Origin of the sequence: Acinetobacter sp. YH12255 (genome assembly GCF_013417355.1) — a bacterium.
GTDB lineage: Bacteria > Pseudomonadota > Gammaproteobacteria > Pseudomonadales > Moraxellaceae > Acinetobacter > Acinetobacter pseudolwoffii.
In genome coordinates, this window is record NZ_VPEC01000025.1 from 1 (window position 1) to 22,280 (window position 22,280).

The window sequence follows — 22,280 nt, forward strand, 5'->3', positions numbered from 1 at the left end:
ATCGACGCTTTTTGAAATAAAACACGTCCACCGCGACGTATAGATAACTGGTCTAACTGAATCATTGAGAAATCAAAGCTAAGAAATAAGATGCGCCTATTCTAAAGGAAAGCCTTGTGAAAATGAAGAACTTGCAAAATTATTGTCCCAGCCGACACAGCTGTAGCTCCTCTTAAAAAAGAGGCTTTTTTTTAATCAAACCCGAGTTGCGCTATGATTTTAGGGATCAATCATCTTGTTTCTCCATATCTTAAACAAGCTGATGCGTTGACCTGTGTCAAATATTCAATCATTAAGCACTTAATCAATTGCCTTGTCGTCACCTCAAAAGTCGCATCAATTGATCGGCTGTTTGAGCAATCAAACCAAACATCAAATGACTCATCACCTTAGCGTGACCTCGATAATAAATCACCCGACCGCCAAACTCATCCTTTAAACGGGCATTACTGCGTTCAGCACTGCTACGGGTTTTATATCGCTGTGCTTCCGCTTTGCAAAATTCTATTTTTTCACCCTGACGCTTGTTGTGATCAATCAACGGAACACGACCTCTTGATCTCACAAACTCTCGAATATCCGTACTACAATAACCTGCATCCATCAGCTCATAACATGCCGTAACACGCTGTTCACTCATCAACGATAACGGCAGGGCAACACGACTATCATGAACGACCGCACCCGTCAGATAAGCACTGATCACTACACCACAACATGCTGTATCTAAATGAAGCTTGTAGCCTTTGGTACTCTCAGAATACCCTTTTGAGTTCGTTTTTGTGCCAACAGAACAGCCCGTAGGTAAATCTCGGAGCATTTCAGGAAGTGTCTGTGTGAGTTGAATCTGAATGGCAGTTAATATTTTAGTGGTCAAGGTCTTAGGCGAGTTGAATGCAGGGCGACCTCGTTTTTTGGCAGGCGGTTTTACAACAGGAGGGAGAACTATTTTCTCAACACCTTCGCGTGCTGGAATCATGGTTGCATCACGGCTAATATGACCGATTAACGTATCCGCAAGATTGGACTTCACCATCTGCTCATGAACGCGAGTGGTTAGTTTACGCGCTGCAAATTCAGCAAAAACACGGCTAAATGTCCCTTCGCTGGGTAGTTTTTTATACAGATTGAAGCCGCAAATTCGCCGCAATCTACGATCAACTTCTAGGCGTTCAATCAAGCCCCGTGTGGTGACGATACCAAGTTCAGCTTTTGCAATAAAGGCACATGCCAAAGCGCAGCGGTCAGCAGGAGGTCTTCCCACAGCACACCCTTGATATTGGTATACCAAGGATTCGATGTCACTCCACTCGAGCACACGAATAATGCGTTCGAGCTTTGAGCTGATGCCGTCTAAATCGGCTGCGACTAAAGGAATAAGTTCGTATTGTAAGGCTTGAAACCGTTGTTTGAGAAAAGGGCTTAATGTAGTATTCATGCTGTAGATGTTAGGGTGTTGGTTTAGAAGCTCATTTTAACATCTACAACTTTTTTCAAAAAATGTTAATTCAGGCTGTTTGTGGAGTTTTGCAAGTGCCTCTATCTACATAGATAAAGCACCACATGAGTTTTATTTCACCCATGAACATTCCAATATTGCTGAAGCACATCACGAAGCAATTAATCTATTTAAACAAATTTTAGACTTTTACTTTACCTATCTAAAGCAAACATAAGTAAGCCCCGCAAGGGGCTTTTTTAATGCCTGCGGGCTTGGTTCAGATCGGGAGTGACCAAAACCACAGGAAAGGGAAACAACCCACTACAGCGAAAAATAAGAGCAATCAGGGCGCATAACGCTATTACATTAATTTACCTATATTGTTTTGTACTCACAAATCAATATAGGTATAATATATTTGTCAGGTCGATTGGCGATCTAATAAAAAAGGCTTTGAGTTATGACCAGTAAAGAACAACTTTCGTTAGAGTTGCCTATAGTTGAAACAGCTCAATCATACAAAGATATGAAAGGGCTATATAGCGTTGATATTTCCCATATATACCGCTTTTATATTCTCCTTAATTGGTATGGGGTACTAGAAAAAAGCAAAGTGATTAAAGCGGGCAGTGATGCAATTTTTGAATGTGATAATGAAATGATTGCAGATGAAATTTTAAATTGCATTCCGAGCTGTAAAAAAAGAAAGGTTTATCGAGTACCAAATTTTAACCCTATTTATTTTTCAGGAATAGATAAGCCATCGGTAAACCGTTGGAAGTTTTCAGTAGAAAGAAAACTAGGCTATGAAAAATCAATTTACTTTAGATCAGTTGCAAGCCGTTGGGATTATTAACCCCCCTGCCCTAGTCGCAACCCTGCGGGATTGCTTTGTAAGTCCCGCTTAGGGGCAAAGGGGAGTAGTTGCGGTTCTGCGGTCAGCTCGACAAAATCACAGATTTTGTCGGCTTCGCTTGAACCTTGCAACGGTAATCAGGGAGGGAAGAATTTTTATATTTCTTCAGTTCGCAAAGTAGACACTTTGCTCTATTAAGACCGCCTAGAGTGTTACACTTGTTTACATATATTGTTTTGTACTCACAAATCAATTTATGTATAATGTATTTATCAGGTCGATTGGCGACCTCATACAAAAGGTGTACTGAAATGGGTAATAGATGCTTGATTGCTACAACTAAAAAAGATTTAGCTGTGTATCTACATTGGAATGGTGGAATTGAAAGCGTAGCACCATTTTTAAAATATTGTGAATTGCAGGGGCATAGACCGCCTGAAAGCGATAGTTACGGATGGGCTAGATTATGCCAAGTAATTGGTAACTTTTTCGGAGGTACAAACTCAATAGGGATAAGCAAATATTATGAGAGTACCGAAGATAACGGCACATATTTTATTAAAAACTGGCGTGTGATTGGTCGTGAATTTAATAATATGGAAAGAATGAATGCAATGCTAAAAGACATTGATAGCCGACAACCAGTAGAAAGCCAGTTAGGAGAGTTTTTAGATTCAAGTGAAGTTTTAACCAGTGATTTAAAAGTCAATGATCAAGTGTTTGTCTTTTCGGGTCAGGGTTATAAAAAACTTACTGTTGTTGGTTTTGGGGTCGATAAAGTTGTGAACGGTACGAATGTAAAAGGCTTACCGATCGTTTCATTATTTGAACGTGATGGAAAATATGACCACAATATAAATAATTATATAACAACCGAAACCGCCCATAGAGCGAATTAATAAAGAAGCCCCGCAAGGGGCTTTTTTAATGCCTGCGGGCTTGGTTCAGATCGGGAATGACCAAAACCACAGGAAAGGAAAACAACCCGCTACAGCGCAAATCTGAAGCATTCAAGACACACAATAAAAATTACACTTGTTTACATAAATTGTTTTGTACTCACAAATCAATTTATGTATAATGTATTTATCAGGTCGATTGGCGACCTCATACAAAAGGTACTCGAAAATGAAAAAATTTACTCAAAATGAAAAAGGTCAAATGTTCTATGAGGGCAGTTTGGTTTTAACTGCTAAAGACGGTTCGGTTTTTTTTGTATCAACTGAAATGCTTGTATGTAAGGCGTATCGAGCAAAAGCAAAAAAACCATTTATCAATACTCACTACAGAACAATTGAGCGTTTAAAACAAGCCGTTGGGGAAAGTATCCAATCATGTAATGCAAGATATGAGCAAAAATTACAGAACAAAGAAAAAACCGCAGAGCGTTTAAAAAAATTCCGTGAAGAACTACAGGTAGGCGATGTTTTATCTACATGCTGGGGCTATGAACAAACTAACGTAGAATTTTATCAAGTGGTATCTAAGAAAGGCGCATTTTGTGAAGTTCGGGAAATTGCTAAACGCTCACATGATACGGCTTTTATGCAAAGTGAAGTATCACCAAAGCAAAACGAATTTATAGGCGAACCAATTAAAAAGAAAATTTTAGACGGCTATATCATGATCACAAGCTATATCAGAGCGACACCGCACGAATACGAAACACTAGCAACAGGCACAAAGGTTTATAAGCGCAGTTATGTTTCATCATACGCATAATTAAAAGAAGCCCCGCAAGGGGCTTTTTTAATGCCTGCGGGCTTGGTTCAGATCGGGAGTGACCAAAACCACAGGAAAGAGAAACAACCCGCTACAGCGCAAATCTGAAGCATTCAAGATACACAATAATAATTACACTTGTTTACATATATTGTTTTGTACTCACAAATCAATTTATGTATAATGTATTTATCAGGTCGATTGGCGACCTCATACAAAGGAATTAAAAAATGACTGATTTAGTTTTGTTGACTGATGAAGAAATCGCAGACATGAGCTATGACAGCTTTAATAAAACCGACCTAGTTGCTATGCAGTCAATGCAAGAAAGCGAATTTCCACGCTATACAGTTGCAATGGCTCATACAATTTATGTATGGGAAAATATCTTATATCAAGAAGCAAGCCGATTATGTGAAAGCTATGACGGGGGAGTATGGGAAACTAAAAACGGCTTTTGGACTTTGCAATCTGATTCAATTTTTTATATGGAAAATGGATGGAACGAAGCGTTTAACCTGAATGCCCTAGAATTTTCAATTGTGGTAAATTTATTTGCATTGTCTAAAATTGCAATGATGACATACAGCTCAAAACCTGCAATCAATCGCAGAGCCGTTTTTTTTAGTGATTACATAAAAGACGTTATACATAAAAATAGGAATGTTTTAGATACTACAGCAATTTATAAATTGATTTATTAAAAGAGAAGAAGCCCCGCAAGGGGCTTTTTTAATGCCTGCGGGCTTGGTTCAGATCGGGAGTGACCAAAACCACAGGAAAGGAAAACAACCCGCTACAGCGCAAATCTGAAGCATTCAAGACACACAATAAAAATTACACTTGTTTACATATATTGTTTTGTACTCACAAATCAATTTATGTATAATGTATTTATCAGGTCGATTGGCGACCTCATACAAAAGGTACTTAAATATGAAAACTCAAGTTTCACCCAAGACAGTTTTAAATCTAGTAGAAAATGTTTTGAGAACAAAAAAAAATGCCATGATCGTTATGCAGGGTATTTATTTAAAGAAAGGTAAAGCCGAAATATTCATCACGATTGGACAAGTTAAATTAATCACTGTGTTTTTTAAAGGTCGCACAGAGTTACTTTTAACCGCTTTAAAACATGACAGCATGGACGAAGCAGAACACCAAGCCAAAGACTTTATAGAACAAATTAACGAAGTTCTGGACGAAGTAGAGAAACGAAATTAAAAGAAGCCCCGCAAGGGGCTTTTTTAATGCCTGCGGGCTTGGTTCAGATCGGGAATGACCAAAACCACAGGAAAGGAAAACAACCCGCTACAGCGCAAATCTGAAGCATTCAAGGCACACAATAAAAATTACACTTGTTTACATATATTGTTTTGTACTAACGAATCAATTTAGGTATAATGTTTTTATTAAGTCGATTGGCGACTTAAATTAAAAAGGTATTGAATTATGAACGACCAAAATAACAATGATGCAATCAAAGCAGAACGCTTAAAGCGTTATGAAGAACGCCAACAAAACCGCTTAGATCGTTATGAAGCTTTAGCTGATAAAGCAACAGTAAAAAGCACAGTATTGGCGACACGTTCAAATCAAATGGCTGAATGTATACCGTTTGGACAACCAATTTTAGTTGGTCATCATAGTGAAAAACGAGATAGAAACTTTCGTTCTAAAATTCACTCTATTATGGGTAAATCAGTTCAGGAAATGAAGAAAGCCGAATACTATCAAAATAAAGCTGATAGCGTAGGCAAGGGCGGTATTTCAAGTGACGACCCTAATGCAATAGAAAAACTTAAAAGCAAGCTTGAGAAGTTACAGCAGGCGCAAGAGTTAATGAAAAAGGCTAACAAGTTAATTAAAAAATTTCCCGAACACAATGCACGTTTAGAGGGATTAATTGAGCTAGGTTTTTCTAAAGAAAAAGCTATAGACGTATTAAATCCTAAATATGGCTCAATTGGTTTTGCAAGCTATTCACTTCAGAATAATAATGCAGAAATTAACCGATTGAAAAAGCGTATTGCAGAATTGCAAACACTTGAAAATAGAACTTCAAATGAAGTTGAGAACGATCTTTATAAATATACAGAATGCAAAATCGAAAATCGTTGCATGTTTATATTTGATGGTAAACCTACGGAGGAAATACGCCAAATTTTAAAGAGTAATGGTTTTAAATGGTCACCAAGTCGGGGCGCTTGGGTACGCCAGTTAAATGCAAATGGGATATACGCATCTAAACGAGTAATAAGCCTTATAGATCAATTATAATAAAGTAAGCCCTGCGGGGCTTTCTTTGCTAATCAATGAAGCAATTTAAGGAAAAGTTAAAATGATTGAAAAATTATCTTTTGTTGGGCTAAAGGTGATCGAGTGTTTTAAAGATGCTGGGTTAGATCAAGTTTACATTGATGATAAAATAGAGGAGTTTTCTACATTAAATAATTATGAATCATTACACAAAGCGCTAAGAATACTTGATGATAAAAACATGCACAGACTAGCCAAAAAACTAGGCGTACATATTGAAGATTTAGAATCAACATTACTGGTTTTAAATCAAATATAGAAACCAAAAAAGTGGTGATAAAGTCGCCCGCAATTTTTTTGCGGGTGATATTCCAATGAAGCAAAAAAATTGCGGTTCATTGCGAATCAAATTTAGGGTTATGTAAAAAGCATAATCTTAACAGGTAAGAGCTAACATAAATTTATTGAGGTCACTAATATGAATAATGCACACTTTAAACTAGAGTGTTTTAAGAATGGTCTATATAGTCCTGAACAAGTAATAGGCTTTTATAATACGATTTATAAAGGAAATACAAAGTTCAATAAACGTGATGCTCAACTATGGATGAATGGGAAATCATGGGGTATCTATGTCATAGATCAGACAGCTATTGAAATGATAAACATGCTAAATAAAATTAGAAGTGAACTTATTGCAGACGAAAAAAAGAGAATCGAAAAAAATAAACCACGATATACAAAAATGTTTAAAGCTGAAGTTGATTTATGGGAAGTTCATAAAGAACTAATAAATTTGCCACTTAACTTTTTTCATTCAATATTGATCGAAATGAATATGTTTGAAGTTGAATATTACGGAAATTTAAGCATATTGGAGGACGATAAAAATGAGTATTAAGTTTATTTTTGTATGGGTTAAAATTTTAGGATTAGCACTAATATCAATGTTGGCGGGCTATAAAATTGGAGGGTTTATATTAAGCTTATTTATTACAGATTTTGAAGCCTATGAACAGTACAAAAACTTTATTTCGCTATCTCAATTTTCATTATCATTACTGTTTGGATTGGGTATTGTATATATATATAAAGATGAACTCAAAGATAAGAAATAGAGCAAAGTGTCTACTTTGCGAACTGAAGAAATATAAAAATTCTTCCCTCCCTGATTACCGTTGCAAGGTTCAAGCGAAGCCGACAAAATCTGTGATTTTGTCGAGCTGACCGCAGAACCGCAACTACTCCCCTTTGCCCCTAAGCGGGACTTACAAAGCAATCCCGCAGGGTTGCGACAAAAGATAATATATTTCAATTTTAGTTATCCAGTAGTAACACTTCCTGAATTATCAACTAAAGTGCTTTTTGATTTTTTTGCTTGTTCACGATCATTAATAAATTTGTCACCTGAAGCTTTCAAACTATCAAAATAACTTGAGTTATTTTTTGCATTTTCAATAGCACTTAAAAGCATCCCAGTGATAATGCCTTTATCTTCAGATGGGAAGTCTACCATTTCAAAAAGAGCGCCAATTGTAATAAGCTTGTGTTCACGTTTTTTTCGATCTTTGGCTTGTGCAACTTGGGCTTCTTTTTTCAAACCTGCAAGAAGTTTTTTTTCATCCTCTTTGATTTTTTCTAACTCTAAACGAGCTTTATATTTTTTGAACTCATTTTTCATAATGCGCTCAAAAGAACTAATTTGCTGTTTTGTTGGTGTACCTGATTCAATATTAGAAACTAAATTTAAGATAAGTTCTTCAGTTTGATTTTTAGTATCTAATTTTTTTAGTCGATCAATTTCTTCACTAACAAACTTCTTTTGATCTTCGGTAAATTTGAAATCCTGAATATTCATTTTTCGCAATCCAAAAATTTAATAAGGTGATCAAATAATATCACAATGAAAAACTAAAAAATCCAAAAAAATACAAAGCAACAAAAAGTATATGAGTTCGCAAAGAAAGAAACACTGTCAATATTTTTCAGACTGAACGGAAGCCATAGGCTCACGGCTCATCTGAAAACATATTGATCAGCAAAAATCAAAAAAAACACACTAATCCTAAAGGGGGTGTAAACGAAGTGTCTACCCCCGATGACCCACTGGCGAAGTGTAGGGATTCATAAGGGAATTATTCCCTTATGTGGGGCTTGGGGTGAAACCCCATATCTATATAAGAAAAATTACAAAAAAAGCCAAAAATCAGCCAAAAAAACCGCTTTTAAAATCAATGCCTTGCATTGCTTTAAAATCGGACAAATGCAAGCATTTGTTTTGTCACTTGTAGCGAATATATAGAGAGGTTATCATGACTACAGCAGTAGGAATGCACGCTTCCGCGTTTCTCTCCGAGAAACAGAAAAAGCAAAAGCAAAAAAGGCATAAAATGGCGATCTATCACTTATCAGTTAAGACAGGCAGGCAATACGGTTCTACAGGAACTCGTGGCGCAAATCATTACGCCTACATTAACCGTGATGGAAAGTATAAAAGAGATGATTTAGAAAATATTAAATCTGGAAATTTACCGTCATGGGCTACTGATGCAAAACACTTTTGGAAGTCAGCAGATAAGAATGAGCGTATTAATGGGCGTGTTTATACTGAATTAGAAATTTCATTACCTAGAGAACTTACTAAAGAACAAAGAGAAGAATTAGTAGAGAAATTTGTTGAAAAAACTTTAGGTGAAAACTTCACTTATTCTTATGCAATTCATAGTCCTTTAGCTAGTGATGGTCAGCAAAACCCGCATGTTCACCTTATGTTTTCTGAAAGAAAATTAGACGGTATAGAGCGTGACGAAGTAAAGCATTTTAAGCGTTATAATCCAGTAAATCCTGAAAAGGGCGGTGCGGGTAAAGATCGTTATTTTTCTTCTAAAATGTTTGTGGTTGATACCCGCCTAGAATGGGCAAACCATGTAAATGACTTTTGCGAAAACTTGGGTATTGATGCACGTATTGACCATAGAAGTTTTAAAGAACAAGGTATTGAACTATCTAGCCAAAACTTTAGAGCTGATTACGTTAGCAGTCATAAGTACCATATAAATGAGAATATTAAGCAAGTACGTCATCAAAATGGTGAAATAATAATTGAGCGTCCAAGCGAAGCAATCAAAGCTTTAACTTCTAATCAATCTGTTTTTTCAGTACGTGAGTTAGAGCGTTTTTTAATGGCTCATACAGATGGTGAAGAACAATATTTAAAAGCTTATGAATCGGTAATAACTTGCCCTGATATGGCTACTTTATATGGTAAAGATAAAGTCGTATTTTCTTCTAAAGAGCTTGTAGGTATTGAGGAATCAATCTCAACATTTATCTATAATGCTAATGAAGAAAGCCGTATTCAAAAACCATTTAATCTAGTTGAGAAATTACCTTTAAATGCGGTACGTGTTGCTGAAACAAGAACATTTAATAGTGAGCAAGAAAAAGCATTCTATACCTTAACTTCTACCGATCGGATTACCTTGCTGAATGGTTCTGCGGGTACAGGTAAATCATACGTTCTAAGTGCTGTTTCTGAAGCCTATAAAGAATCTGATTATCAAGTATATGGAATCGCATTACAGGCAATTACAGCTAAGGCTATAGCGAATGATTGTGATATTCCAAGTAGTACAATTGCTTCTTTTTTGTCTAAGTATGATAGCGGTAATTTAGAAATAAATAATAAAACTGTATTGATCTTGGATGAAGCAGGCATGGTCGGTTCAAGAGATATGCAACGCTTGCTTATGCTTGTAGAAAAACACGATGCACAAATAAAATTAGTTGGTGATAGTTACCAGTTAAGTGCGGTAAGTGCGGGTCATGTATTTGCAAATATTCAAGAAAACTTAGATAAGAAAAATATTGCTTCATTAGAGGATATTCAACGTCAGAAACATGCCAAAGAATCTGACAAGATGATTCAAGCATCTAAATATCTTTCTAAGCATGAAGTAGGTAAAGCAATAGATATTTATAAATCTATTAATATGGTTAATGAATACGAATCTCATGATCTAGCTTTAGCTAAAACTGTTAAGTCATGGAGTGAAGATTCTAGCGAAAGTAAATTAATGCTTGCTCATTCTAATAGTGATGTGAACGAACTAAATCGAATGGCTAGAGCATTGCTTATCAAACAAGGTAAGCTTAACCCTGAAAGTGTTTCTGTGAAAAACTATCAAGGTGATTTAGATATTTCCATCGGTGAGAAAATTGTATTCAAACAAAATAATTCACAGATGAAAGTTAGTAATGGTGAACTGGCTAAAGTAATAGGTTTTGAAAAGGATAAATTCAATAACCCTAAAGCTATGATGGTTCAAATGGAAAGTGATAGCAGAATTGTTAGAGTAGATTTAAAAGAATACGACCAGTTTAAACATGGCTATGCAAATACTATTCACTCATCACAAGGTATGACTGTAGATAGTGCTTATATTGTAGCTAGTGAAAATATGAATGCTAATTTAACTTATGTTGCCTTAACTCGACATAAGCAAAATATTCAAATCAATTATAGTGCTTTAACTTTTGCAACTAATGAAAAAGAAACTGTTAAGACCCCTGACGGTAAAGTTTCTTATGACCATAATTACAAACCAGTAGAAAGAGAAGTAACGGCTTTTGAAAACTTCAAAAAGGTACTTGGACGTTCAGAAACTAAAGAGTTCTCTACAGACTTCACACTTGTAGAATCTAAAGATAATTTAATGAAGTCTTATTTAAATGATCATAGATTACATTTAGAGAATAAGCGTGAATTGTTTGGAATAAATAGCAAGTTGTATTCATTGACCAGTGAAAATAAAACATTCACTAAAGAAGAAATCGTTTCTGAAGTTAGAGCAAGTTTGAAATCTAAAGCCTTACTTGGTGACGAGATCGTTAGATTTAATGGCAATATGAATATAGCAAAAGGTGAGCTTGTAAAACTTACTAATGATCTTGAGATTAAAACAGGATTATTTAAAAAGGTAACTTTTGAAAAAGGTACTGAATTAAAAGTCATTGATGCTTATAAAGTTAAAGATAAGCCAGTAATGAAAGCACGAATTAAAAATGAAGAATACGAGATTCCTTTCAATAAATTGAATCTTGAATATTCAGATAAATACTTTAATGAGTTTAAAGACCAGTCAAAAGCTAGATTTGATTCACGGCATAAAACTGAAGTCTATACAGAGTTTAGAGAACAGCTTTTAAAGCAAAAAGCGAATGCACCAAAAGACAATTTGAATGCACCTAATCAGCGTATTAAAAACCCAAATACGCCTAATCGAAACACACCTAAATATTAAATGAGGGCGGTTTTATGAATAATTTTATACATAATGGAAAAATTGTTAGTCCTGACGATGAAGTATTAACACAGGCAATTTTGCAAGAGTGTTATCAAAAAGGGATTAGACCTATTTGCGCTTGTCTGCCACAAAAAAACATTGAAATGTATATCGCTAAAATTGGCGAAAACTTTGTTTTAAAGCGTATGCCTAACAGCGCAGATCAGCACGACTTTAGTTGCCTAAGCTATGAGCCACCTACTGAAATTTCAGGACTAGGCGAGGTTATGGGGGAAGCTATCAAGACAGATGAAACAGGGGCAAGTGTTTTAAAGTTTGAGTTCAGTTTGTCAAAAAGCAATGTATCCAAACAAGCGCCTACGCCAAGTGATACACCTAAAGACACTGTAAAAGCTGAAACAACAAAATTGACCTTAAAAGGGACGTTAGATTACTTGCTTGAAGAAGCTTTGTTAAACCGCCACCAACCGAACATGAAGCATAATTGGTTTCAATTTCGCAAGGCATTAAAAGTAGCTTTGAATGATAAAAAGAATAAAAAAGATGATTTAAGTGGATTGGTTTATATCCCTGAATATTATGACCAAACCAAACACAATGAGATTGAAGCCCGAAGAAAAGCAGAGTTGGCAGACCTGAAAGTTAAAGGCAATAAACGCCCATTAAAAATATTTATTGGTGTGATTAAGTCTATTGAAGATGCACGTTTTGATGGGGGCAGAATCATTCTAAAACATGCCCCAACCTTGCATTTATTTATGGATGCAAAAATGTATAGCCGAGTTAATAAACGCTTTGAAGCCGAGCTTGAGCAGGCGCATTATCAAGACGATGTAAACCTATTAGCAATTGGGACTTTTGGATTTGCGGATAGTGGTATCGCAAAGATTGAAGAAATCGCTCTAGTGCCTTTAAATCAAACTTGGCTACCATTTGAGAGCTTGGGTGAAAAAGAACTCTTAGACACGCTTACAATGCAGAATAGGTCATTCATTAAGTGCTTGCGATATAATCTAAGCCCTAAAAGTCCAATTGCAAACGTATTGCTTACTGATACCAACCCACCAACAGCATTTTATTTGATTAATGATCAGACTGAAGATTCTTATATTGCTGAAGCAAAGGAATTGATTGCATCAAGTGAGTTCACTTCAATTCTGGTCAATGTAGATCGGGACGTTGTGGACATACCACCACCTGAAAATAAGCCATTGCTAGGCTATAACAATCACACTGACACCGCAGTTAATAACTAAGGATTCATACATGGATTACCAAGAACAGGAACAATTTAAAATTTTTGCAGGCTTTGTCACTTTTTTGATAGCTGTTTTTTGCTTTCTAGTGTGGAAAGGTTCAACCGCAGTGGGCTTAGACTTTGCAACTGGCATGAGGTCTATTCTTGGCTTAATTGCTTTGGTAGTGGCGCTATACTTCGCTATCAAGTGGGATATATCTAAAGCTATACTTTTCCCTGCGGTAGCCGTTCTATTGGTTGTGTGTTTGTTCCCTGCATTAAATTACTACGCACTTGAAGCTTCGGAAAAGTCATTTAATCAAACGACTAATTTCTTAGGTCAGCCAGTACAAGAATTTTCAGCAACTACAATAACCGTTATATGGGGTATGTGGTATATGAAAGCTGTTTACATGCTTATAGCGGGCTTGATTGGTTTTGGTTTACAACGTGCCTTATATCCTGAAGAAAACTATTTTTAAGCGATATTATGTAGCAACCGCACAATAATTATAACGATTTCAGCTTTGTGCCGATTAATACGATCTTCCTTACGATTTTTAGGTCGAATATAACCATTTACATATGCACCATCCATGTAAACCTCACCTGAGAGCGATTCATCGTTACGTTGCTCTATTAAAGTACGAGCCGAGCCTTAGCCGATAATAGAAAATGTTGCTTAGATTCTTTTTTCATAAAATCACCCTATATAATTTTATATCATTATATATAGTGTTTATTTTCTTGGGGTATAAATATCTTGTAAAGTTTAAAATCATTAAATATAATGATTTTAAACTTCTTTGCGACATGCTATGTCGCTTATATCTTATGAGGTTAAAATATGAGTGACGAAGAATGGAAAGAGTATGCAAAAGGCTTACTTAAAGCAGAAATTGCCCGAAAAAATTTAAGCCTGATTGACGTGGCAAAAAAGTTAGAAGCAATGGGTATATCTGAAACACCCCAAAACATCAGCAATAAAATTAATCGTGGGACTTTTGGGGCGATATTTATGCTTCAAATACTCAAAGCGGTTGGTTGTAAAGAAATAAGATTTTAACTCCCATTCAACGGTAAAAAACAGGATTGATTCATGTCTGATAATTCACTTAAAAAAGGCAGATACACTCGTCATAGCAACAAAATTGGGCTTTATTCAACTAGCCAAGACCGAATTGGTTTTTTAAATAATAATAATGATGTGGTTTTAAGTTTTCCGTTTAAAGACACTGTGCTTGAAGCGGGCATGAATAAAGAAGATACAGGGCGTGAAGAACGCTTTTTACATCAAGAAGTTGATGGTGCTGACATTGACACCTTATTTGAACCTAAAGTATTGAGTAATATACAAATTATAGGTAAAACTCAATCCAATCTTGACATAGATTTTTTTGATGAAAGTGGAAACTTACAACAAAATTTATTGATTAAAGGCAATAACTTACTTGCTTTACATTCTTTAAGTGGACGATTAGCAGGCAAGGTTAAGCTCATCTACATCGACCCACCATATAATACTGGCAATGATAGCTTTAAATATAACGATAGCTTCAATCATTCTTCATGGCTTATATTTATGGAAAATCGTCTTGAAGTGGCAAGAGATTTATTAAAAGATGATGGTGTTATTTTTGTGCAATGCGATGATAATGAACAAGCTTATTTAAAAGTTTTAATGGATGAAATTTTTGGTAGGGAAAACTTCATTAATATGCTGTCTGTGAATATGAAAAATGTAGCAGGTGCATCAGGTGGTGGTGAAGATAAGCGATTAAAGAAAAACTGTGAATACATTTTAATATACGCAAAAAATTATGAATTATTGCCTGCATTCAAGAGTGTATATGAATATAAAGAAATATATGAAGTTGTAGAGCAATACAAGGAAAGTGGGAAAAGTTGGCACTATACGTCTGTATTAGTAGATGGTGCTGAAAAGGTTTATGTTTGCTCAACAATTGATGGTGATGGTAATGAAATTAAGGTTTATAGAAGACCTAATGCTGTCATTAAGTCAGTACGCCAAGTGATGGCTTCTGAGAATATTACAGAGAAAGAAGTATATTATCGTTATGGTAAACAAATTTTTGAAGCAAAAGATGCTCAATCATCTATTAGAGCAAGAGTAATAGATGCACGTAATGAAAATCGAATAAGTGATGATGTTATTTCGATTGAGTATGTACCTAAGTCTGGTAAAAATAAGGGACTTTTATATGAGCAATTTTATAAAGGGGAAAAGTGTAGATTATTTGCTTGGTTGAGAGATATTACGGAGGAAATTGATAATGTCTTATATAAGAAAGATAAACAAGGTACATATTGGGATTTAACTTCAAGTATCAATAACTTGATGAAAGAAGGTGGTGTGGACTTCCCGACAGGTAAAAAACCTGAATCATTAATTCAACGTATCATCGAAATTTCAACTGATGAAAACGATATTGTTCTAGATTATTGTTTAGGTAGTGGTACTACGGCATCAGTGGCTCATAAAATGGGACGCAGATGGATTGGTATAGAGCAAATGGACTACATTGAAGACATTACCAAAGAACGCTTAAAGAAAGTAATTGAGGGTGAACAAGGTGGTATTTCTAAGGCAGTTGGTTGGCAAGGTGGTGGTTCATTTATTTATTTTGAGCTTAAAAAATACAACCAAGACTTTTTAGATAAAATCATGACTGCCAATAGTAAAGGCGAGCTAGATGACGTTTACAATGAAATGGCTAAAAATGCGTTCTTGAAGTTTTGGTTCGATAAAAATGAATTTGAAAAAGATGAAAACTTCCGTTCATTGGATTTAGATCAACGTAAAGAATTACTCATCGGTATTTTGGATGAGAACCAACTTTATCTTAATCATGCTGATATGCGTGATAGTCGTTACCATGTCACAGATGAAGAAATGGCTTTAACCGACCTATTCTATGGGGTGAGCAATGACTAAACCCACTAAAACACAGAATAGTAAAACTAAAGTTAAAGATACTTTGTCACAGTTTTTATTTAATCAAATTGAATCGAATCCTGAATATCAGGAATGGGTCAGAGATTATCAACTGCCGACTTATATTACCGATAACCTTTCAAAGACATTGCGAGATTATCAGGAAGTTGCCATCAAGCACTTTATTTGGCTATTTGAGCAAGACCACAATCAAGCAAAGCACTTACTGTTCAATATGGCGACAGGTACAGGTAAGACGCTCACAATGGCTGCTGCTATTCTGTATCTATATCAAAAAGGCTACCGCAATTTTGTATTCTTGGTACACCAATTGCAAATTAAAAATCAGGCGGTAAAAAACTTCACCGATTATAAATTTGCCAAATATCTATTTAATCCGAAAGGGGTTAAATTAAACGGTAAAACCATTAATATTCGTGCAATTGATCGGTTTCAGGATGCCCAAAAAGATGCGATTAACTTCATGTTTTTCAGCACCGCACTTTTATACAACCGCCTAACAGAAGACAAGGAAAATAGCTTAACTGCTCAGGATTTTGCGGATAATGCTGTTGTTGTGATTGCGGATGAAGCACACCGTTTAAACGTGGATACACGCAAAAAACTCAAGAAAACTGAAGAAGAAGATATTCGTAATTGGGAAACGGCAGTTCAATCGGCAATCTATGCTCGTCCTGATAATTTACTGTTAGAGTTTACCGCTACCGTAGATTTAGAAAATCCACTCATCCATAAAAAATACCGTGATAAGTTGATTCATCGTTACGATTTTCTGCAATTTAACAAAGATGGGTACAGCAAAGAAGTCGGCTTTCTTTATAACGAAGAAACACAGATTGAAGATCAAAAGCGGTTATTGGTCATCAATGCAGTCGTGATGAGTGAGTACCGCAGATTACTCGCTGAACGAGAAATGAATGTTCAGGTTAATCCCATTATTTTGATTAAATCAACCAAAATTGCCAAAAGTGAAGAAGATCGAGATTTTTTCCATAAGGTGATCAACTCACTAAAAGTAAGTGATTTAGATCATTTAAAAAAATTAGGTGTAGGCACACAGCAATCGCTCGTAGAAATAGATCGAAACCGCTTTATTAATCAAATGTTTAGTTGGCTTGGTTCACGAAAATCAGGGTTGTTATCCCCCCAAGACCCTGATGGCTTAAATGCGTTTATTGCTGAAATTAAAATGCGTTTCCGTGAAGATAACAGCATGACGTATAACAGTCAAAAAAAAGAAAAAGCGGATTTACTCCCACTACTCGATAGTCCAAGAAACGTGATTCGAGCAATTTTTTCTGTCAACGCACTGAATGAGGGTTGGGATGTACTCAGCCTATTTGACATTATTCATTTTGATATTTCAGAATCTAAAAAAGTATCGCTACAAGATATTCAGCTTATTGGTCGTGGTGCAAGGTTGTGTCCATATAAATTACCGCGATCCTATAAGATTTCTCAAAATGGTGGGCTGTTTGATGAAGAACATAGTTATGAGTTCGACCCATTCAAGCGTAAATTTGATAATGCACCGTATGAGCATGGGCGTATTTTAGAAACTTTCTTCTACCACTTTGTTAAAACAGGGACTTTTTTAGATAACCTACAATATGCCTTACTTGATGAAGGTATTGTCAATAAGAGCATGGAAAAACGGACGATTAAGCTCAAGTCTGAATTTCTCAACAGTGAAACCTATAAAAAAGGTTTTGTATTGGTCAATCAACAGTTATACCGCAGTAAAACAACGGATACGGAGATTGATGCCACTTTTAAAAGGGAAATCAAAGCCAGTACCTACCGACTTTATACAAGAAGTTTAACGGATAAAGAGCAAAATAATATTCAGGCAGGGATTCAGTATAAAACCATTCATTTAACCGATGAATACTTTTCCCCGTTAATTATCCGCAAGGCATTAATGTCAGCAGAAAACAATTTCTTTCGATTTAACAATCTGAAAAATCACATTGTTGGGATAAAAAGTATTGATGAATTGATCGAAAAGTATCTACCTTTATATGAAATTAAATATTCGTATTCAGAAGGTAAGGACATTAACCAACTTGAAGCGCATGAAAAACTGCAATTATTGGTCGGTGTGATTTTACCCGAAGTGCGTAAAGCCATAGATCGGCACATGCCACAGATTACAGGAAGTCATATTTTTAGACCTAAATCACTATCCTCTATCTTTCAGCAAGAAAAGAACATCTACTTGGTTTCGTTCCCTATCCAAGATTCAGATGGTGAAACGAGTGATCATGCACCTGATGAACGTGCAAAACCACAGTCAAGCCATGACAACCCCGATCTACAGTTTGATGTTGAAACTGCCGATTGGTACGCCTACAGTGAAAACTATGGCACAAGTGAAGAAAAACGCTTTGTTAAGTTTGTTGCAACTCAAATTGACGAGCTTAAATCACGCTACAAGGGTGCAGAGATTTACCTGATACGGAATGAACTCGATTATTGGTTGTTTAGCCCTAAAGATGGTCGTAGATTCAGCCCTGACTACATGCTGATCATTAATGATGCTGAAAATAGTGAAATGTACTATCAATGCTTAATTGAGCCTAAAGGTGGTCATTTGCTTGAAAAGGATACTTGGAAAGAGGAAGTATTGATTAGTTTGGATGATGAAAGCCAAATTGTTTTTGATGCAGATCAAGATGATTCACAAAACTATGTTGAGTTCTTAAATGAAGTTAAAGAGCATGGTTATAAGGAAGTTAAATGTTTAGGCTTCAAATTCTACAATACCGAACCACGATCTGAATCAGATTTTGCTATTGATTTTCACAATAGGATGCCGAGTTAATCTAGGTTTCTCACTGTAACCTGCTGATTATTATCTTTTTGTGAAGTTGCTACATAATATTGTTTTTAAGATCATTGAATAAAAAAGCCAGCTCTATACTGGCTTTTTTATTGCTTAAAATTATATTCCGATGCTTGGTCAAAACTGCAAGTATGCAGTCTTGATCAGGCATCTACTTTATTCAAAAGATTTAGTAAGTTACTAAAGCTATTTTTTTGTCAAAAAGGTCAATCAGATTGTGGATCAATTTGCTTTGAATACTTATTCCTATATCGAGTTAAAGTCATATAGGACACACCATAATCTTTAGCTATTTGAGTAAAAGAGTATGAATCATCCTTGTTTTTAAGGGTCTGAATTAACTCATTTAATTTTTCACCTTCAATAGCAGGCGATCTTCCCTTGTATTTACCTTTCTTTTTTTTGGCTAACTTTATGCCTTCAGCTTGATTCTCTTTAAGTATCCCTCTTTCCAGTTCAGCTACAGCGCCTAAAACATGAAGTTGGAACTTGTCAAATTTGTCATCGGAATTGGGGGTGAAGTTCAGATTGTTTTTAATAATAGCTACTGATACGCCTTTGCTGTTTAGTTTCTGAATGATGGTCACAAGATCAATTAAACTTCGTGCCAGTCTAAAAACATCATGTGCGTACACAATATCGCCAGTACGGACATAATCGAGCATTTCCTGAAGTGCAGGGCGCTTGGCAGTTTTTCCGCTAAAGTGATCAATGAAAACTTTATCTAATTTAAATGGTAAATCGTGAAGCTGTCTTTCAGGGTTTTGGTCTTTGGTTGATACACGAACATAACCCACCCTTTGAAAAGGCGTGTTGTTAATTTGATCTTCAATATCTAAATTTTCTTTTTCCATAACCAGTATAACAAAATTAGACGACCTCAATGTTATATCACATTAGATTAACAAAACAACCCTATTGTTATAGGGTTTTTAGGGTGTATTATTGTATAACAATAGGGTATACCCTATTGTTATATATCTTCAGATATAAGGAAAAATAACGATGATTAATTTTAATGATCTAAGCGAATCCGAATTATTAAGGATTGCACAGACAGGCATATCAAATCGTATTGGATTGCGTACTTCAGGGCAGTTACCTGAAGATGATAGGCAAGCCCTTTCAATGGAGCTTCAAGGCTTGTATGAGCAAGATAGAGAACAGCTTATACAATCAATCAAGAAACATAGTGAAGCCTATAAAAGCGAGCAGAGCAATTAGAAATGAAAATGTTTTTGCTGAAGCTAATTATAAGTCTAGTCGTGATTTATGGTTGCTTGGGTGTAGTGCTTGTTTCAGAAAACCTATCCGATGACATTATGGGCGTTCTTTGGTTTTGTGGACTGATATTACTACCTACGGTTTATAAATGTGTTGGAACATTCTTTAAGACACAATGAAAGGGTGCTAAATGGACAATCAATACAAACTAAGTGATGAAGAACATAACCTTGTATTTGAGAAAATTAAAGCTGATTTTCTAAACAACTCACTGTCTATAGTAAGCCCTAAAGTCGTCATTACTGGCGGTCAGCCTGCATCGGGTAAAGGCAAGTTGGCAAGAGATTCTATAGATCAGTTCAAAGATAAAGGCGGGAGTGTAATTATTGACCCCGATCAATTAAGAGCCTATCACCCCAAGTATAATGAACTGCAAAAACTGGATGATAAAACATCTTCAGGATTCACCCACCATGATGCTAAAAAGTGGAGTTTAGAATTAATTGAAGAAGCTATAAGCCATAAGAAAAATATTGTTCTTGACCAAACAAGTGCAGATTTTCAAACCTTAAAAAATACAGTTCAAAATTTCAGAGATAACGGCTACAAAGACGTTGAATTAAAAATAATGGCTGTGCCTGAAATTACATCCCGACAAGGTATATACCATCGTTATGAAATGGAAAAGGCGCTGTATGAAACTGGGCGTTTCGTCAATATTGATATTCATAGTGAAATTTATCACAAGCTAGAAAACACAATAGAACAGTTAAAAAATGAACCGATAGTAGACAAGCTAACCGTTTATGACCGTCACTATAACGCTATTGAACAAAAGGACTTTAAAGCTGAAAGGGAAAGACCCTTTTCAGATCAGGAGCGCCAACAGCATGAATATAAATGGTTCAAAGTAATAGAAGCAATGCAAACACGCTTTGCCCCATATACAGAGGTTGAGATTGTAAAGGGGCTTCAGGAAAGTGACAGACTTAAATTGAATAATCAAAAACTGGTTAGTGAAGTGACCCCAGTTGATGAAAGTACAGGTGAGAAAATGGACGTAAAAATAGTCGGTAACTTAACTAGCAACTTACTTGTTGCCAAAGATGATTTTGAAAAACAAGAGGGTTATTTATCTAAAAATATCAAAGTTGATGGCGAGGACAATTTAGTTATGTTCCGTCAAAATCGAGATCACCTTGAGTTAATCAATGTTACTAAAAATGAAATGATGCTCGATAAGCCGATCGGTAATCATGATTCAAAACAGCCTGAATCTACGGCATTACAGGTTTATATGGAGGTTAAAGAAAAGTTAAATAACCTTGAAAATAAAATTTTAATGAAAGTAGATGAACAGCTATCAAATAAACCTAAAGCGCCTGAAGTGAAAGGAGATAGTAAGGCTGAAGTATCTCAATTTCAAAGCAAAAACCCAGCGCTAAATAAACATCAAATAATTAAAGAAGTCCGAATACAGCTCAAGAAAGAGGGTAAATTGGGTGCTGATTTTGCTAAGTCAGCTAATGGGCTATCAATTGCTCATGGTGACTATATCAAGCTCAATCAAGCATACAGTCAAAAAGATGGTTTATTTACAACCACTAATTTACCTAAAGACGCTGAAATTAAAATCACAGGTCACGCAACTAAAAAAGGTGAAACTTATGCAACAGGCGTTTATAACAATTCAAATGTAGAGTTAAAAATCAGAAGTGTTGAAGCCCGCTATGGTGATCAATATGTGAAACGCTATGAAACCAATCCTGAAGTAAAACAGGCTGTAGATCAGAGGGTGACAGCACAGCAAACAACATTTAAATCTTTATCTGCTTCGAGGGTGCAGGAGTTAAGCCAGTCAAGCCCAAAGCAGGATAAGCCCACTTCAGGCATGAAATTTTAATATTTCTTTCGCCAGTCATAGGGATTAATCGGGTTAGGACTTTTCCATAACCCGATTTTTTTTGATCGAGCTTTATTCTCTAAATCTATGTATGTTCTATCAGGAAGATTGTAGCGATATGCCCAAGCGTAGCCACTGGCGACCATTGCTTTATTCACATTTAATTTATTCAAGTACAGCTCACCAAGAAACCTACCATTGTTATCAGTCCCATGCTCTTTAACGAGTACCGTTTTGTTTAAGACCATAGACATTAAATATTGTTTCGATTGTTGACCATAAGGCTGTGTAGGCGAATTTTTAGAATTATTGGCAACTTCAGGGGCATCTATGAATGACAGTCTAACCCGCCATTTAGTGTTGTTTGGTTTTGTGATACTCACAGTATCACCGTCTAAAACGTAAGTGACTTTACCGTAATAATCAGCGTGACAGTATGCAGAAAACAAAAAAAGGGTAATACAAAAAAGCTTATTCATTTTGGTTCACCATAAAACCGTTTTAGCACGT

The 22,280-nt window shown here is 35.7% G+C and carries 21 protein-coding genes and 1 pseudogene; 17 read left to right on the plus strand and 5 right to left on the minus strand.

Annotated elements, in window-relative coordinates:
• Positions 1-319: 319 nt before the first annotated feature.
• A complete protein-coding gene (locus FTV30_RS11020) occupies positions 320-1,438 on the minus strand; it encodes an IS1182 family transposase (RefSeq protein WP_004907341.1) in 1,119 nt (372 codons plus the stop codon).
• A gap of 463 nt (positions 1,439-1,901) precedes the next feature.
• Between FTV30_RS11020 and FTV30_RS11025 the strand changes: the two genes are divergently transcribed.
• The 9 genes from FTV30_RS11025 to FTV30_RS11065 all read left to right on the plus strand — a co-directional run bounded on the left by FTV30_RS11025 (position 1,902) and on the right by FTV30_RS11065 (position 7,396).
• On the plus strand, positions 1,902-2,297 hold the full coding sequence (locus FTV30_RS11025; protein WP_005000189.1) for a hypothetical protein: 396 nt from the start codon (positions 1,902-1,904) through the stop codon (positions 2,295-2,297).
• 311 nt (positions 2,298-2,608) lie between these two features.
• Positions 2,609-3,196, plus strand: coding sequence for a hypothetical protein (locus FTV30_RS11030; RefSeq protein WP_180001593.1), 588 nt, complete (start codon positions 2,609-2,611; stop codon positions 3,194-3,196).
• A 229-nt stretch (positions 3,197-3,425) separates the two neighbouring features.
• Complete coding sequence (locus tag FTV30_RS11035; protein WP_180001594.1) at positions 3,426-4,019, plus strand: hypothetical protein; 594 nt, start codon at positions 3,426-3,428, stop codon at positions 4,017-4,019.
• A gap of 230 nt (positions 4,020-4,249) precedes the next feature.
• Complete coding sequence (locus FTV30_RS11040; RefSeq protein WP_180001595.1) at positions 4,250-4,723, plus strand: hypothetical protein; 474 nt, start codon at positions 4,250-4,252, stop codon at positions 4,721-4,723.
• Between the two features lie 232 nt (positions 4,724-4,955).
• A complete protein-coding gene (locus FTV30_RS11045; protein WP_180001596.1) occupies positions 4,956-5,243 on the plus strand; it encodes a hypothetical protein in 288 nt (95 codons plus the stop codon).
• A 228-nt stretch (positions 5,244-5,471) separates the two neighbouring features.
• Positions 5,472-6,299 (plus strand): DUF3560 domain-containing protein, encoded by an 828-nt coding sequence (locus FTV30_RS11050; protein ID WP_180001597.1) that lies wholly within the window; start codon positions 5,472-5,474, stop codon positions 6,297-6,299.
• Between the two features lie 61 nt (positions 6,300-6,360).
• On the plus strand, positions 6,361-6,597 hold the full coding sequence (locus tag FTV30_RS11055) for a hypothetical protein (RefSeq protein ID WP_180001598.1): 237 nt from the start codon (positions 6,361-6,363) through the stop codon (positions 6,595-6,597).
• 159 nt (positions 6,598-6,756) lie between these two features.
• Positions 6,757-7,179 carry a hypothetical protein gene (locus tag FTV30_RS11060; protein WP_180001599.1) on the plus strand — a complete coding sequence of 141 codons (423 nt, stop codon included), beginning with the start codon at positions 6,757-6,759 and terminating at the stop codon, positions 7,177-7,179.
• The gene (locus FTV30_RS11065) at positions 7,169-7,396 is read left to right on the plus strand and encodes a hypothetical protein (RefSeq protein WP_180001600.1); all 228 of its coding nucleotides are present in this window, start codon (positions 7,169-7,171) and stop codon (positions 7,394-7,396) included. Before FTV30_RS11060 ends, FTV30_RS11065 begins: the two co-directional genes overlap by 11 nt.
• A 203-nt stretch (positions 7,397-7,599) precedes the next feature.
• Here the strand turns inward: FTV30_RS11065 and FTV30_RS11070 are convergent, their stop codons facing one another.
• Positions 7,600-8,136 (minus strand): conjugal transfer protein TraD, encoded by a 537-nt coding sequence (locus tag FTV30_RS11070; RefSeq protein WP_180001601.1) that lies wholly within the window; start codon positions 8,134-8,136, stop codon positions 7,600-7,602.
• 532 nt (positions 8,137-8,668) lie between these two features.
• Between FTV30_RS11070 and FTV30_RS11075 the strand changes: the two genes are divergently transcribed.
• From FTV30_RS11075 to FTV30_RS11085, 3 genes are read left to right on the plus strand one after another with little or no spacing between them, the layout of a single operon-like run.
• Positions 8,669-11,581: an AAA family ATPase gene (locus FTV30_RS11075; protein ID WP_180001618.1), complete on the plus strand. Its 2,913-nt coding sequence runs from the start codon at positions 8,669-8,671 to the stop codon at positions 11,579-11,581.
• Positions 11,582-11,595: 14 nt separating this feature from the next.
• Complete coding sequence (locus FTV30_RS11080) at positions 11,596-12,840, plus strand: DUF1173 family protein (protein ID WP_076755202.1); 1,245 nt, start codon at positions 11,596-11,598, stop codon at positions 12,838-12,840.
• A gap of 10 nt (positions 12,841-12,850) precedes the next feature.
• Positions 12,851-13,303 carry a hypothetical protein gene (locus FTV30_RS11085; protein ID WP_180001602.1) on the plus strand — a complete coding sequence of 151 codons (453 nt, stop codon included), beginning with the start codon at positions 12,851-12,853 and terminating at the stop codon, positions 13,301-13,303.
• 38 nt (positions 13,304-13,341) lie between these two features.
• Here FTV30_RS11085 and FTV30_RS16510 read toward each other — a convergent pair.
• Positions 13,342-13,440, minus strand: a pseudogene (locus FTV30_RS16510) (transposase); the annotation flags it as partial.
• A 228-nt stretch (positions 13,441-13,668) separates the two neighbouring features.
• On the opposite strand from FTV30_RS16510, the gene FTV30_RS11090 reads away from it, so the two are divergent.
• Genes FTV30_RS11090 through FTV30_RS11100 form a run of 3 tightly spaced genes read left to right on the plus strand, consistent with a single transcriptional unit; the run spans position 13,669 to position 18,622 of the window.
• Entirely contained in the window at positions 13,669-13,887 is a 219-nt protein-coding gene (locus tag FTV30_RS11090; protein ID WP_078390261.1) for a DUF6471 domain-containing protein, read from the plus strand.
• A 33-nt stretch (positions 13,888-13,920) separates the two neighbouring features.
• A complete protein-coding gene (locus tag FTV30_RS11095; protein ID WP_180001603.1) occupies positions 13,921-15,777 on the plus strand; it encodes a site-specific DNA-methyltransferase in 1,857 nt (618 codons plus the stop codon).
• Positions 15,770-18,622 carry a DEAD/DEAH box helicase family protein gene (locus tag FTV30_RS11100; protein WP_180001604.1) on the plus strand — a complete coding sequence of 951 codons (2,853 nt, stop codon included), beginning with the start codon at positions 15,770-15,772 and terminating at the stop codon, positions 18,620-18,622. Before FTV30_RS11095 ends, FTV30_RS11100 begins: the two co-directional genes overlap by 8 nt.
• Before the next feature lie 227 nt (positions 18,623-18,849).
• On the opposite strand, the gene FTV30_RS11105 is transcribed toward FTV30_RS11100, so the two are convergent.
• A complete protein-coding gene (locus FTV30_RS11105) occupies positions 18,850-19,497 on the minus strand; it encodes a recombinase family protein (RefSeq protein ID WP_180001605.1) in 648 nt (215 codons plus the stop codon).
• Between the two features lie 151 nt (positions 19,498-19,648).
• On the opposite strand from FTV30_RS11105, the gene FTV30_RS11110 reads away from it, so the two are divergent.
• Both FTV30_RS11110 and FTV30_RS11115 read left to right on the plus strand, forming a co-directional pair.
• Positions 19,649-19,867 carry a hypothetical protein gene (locus FTV30_RS11110; protein ID WP_180001606.1) on the plus strand — a complete coding sequence of 73 codons (219 nt, stop codon included), beginning with the start codon at positions 19,649-19,651 and terminating at the stop codon, positions 19,865-19,867.
• A 190-nt stretch (positions 19,868-20,057) separates the two neighbouring features.
• On the plus strand, positions 20,058-21,770 hold the full coding sequence (locus tag FTV30_RS11115) for a zeta toxin family protein (RefSeq protein ID WP_180001607.1): 1,713 nt from the start codon (positions 20,058-20,060) through the stop codon (positions 21,768-21,770).
• Here FTV30_RS11115 and FTV30_RS11120 read toward each other — a convergent pair.
• Complete coding sequence (locus FTV30_RS11120) at positions 21,767-22,249, minus strand: thermonuclease family protein (RefSeq protein ID WP_180001608.1); 483 nt, start codon at positions 22,247-22,249, stop codon at positions 21,767-21,769. The two genes, FTV30_RS11115 and FTV30_RS11120, sit on opposite strands and share 4 nt — an antisense overlap.
• Positions 22,250-22,280: the final 31 nt, after the last annotated feature.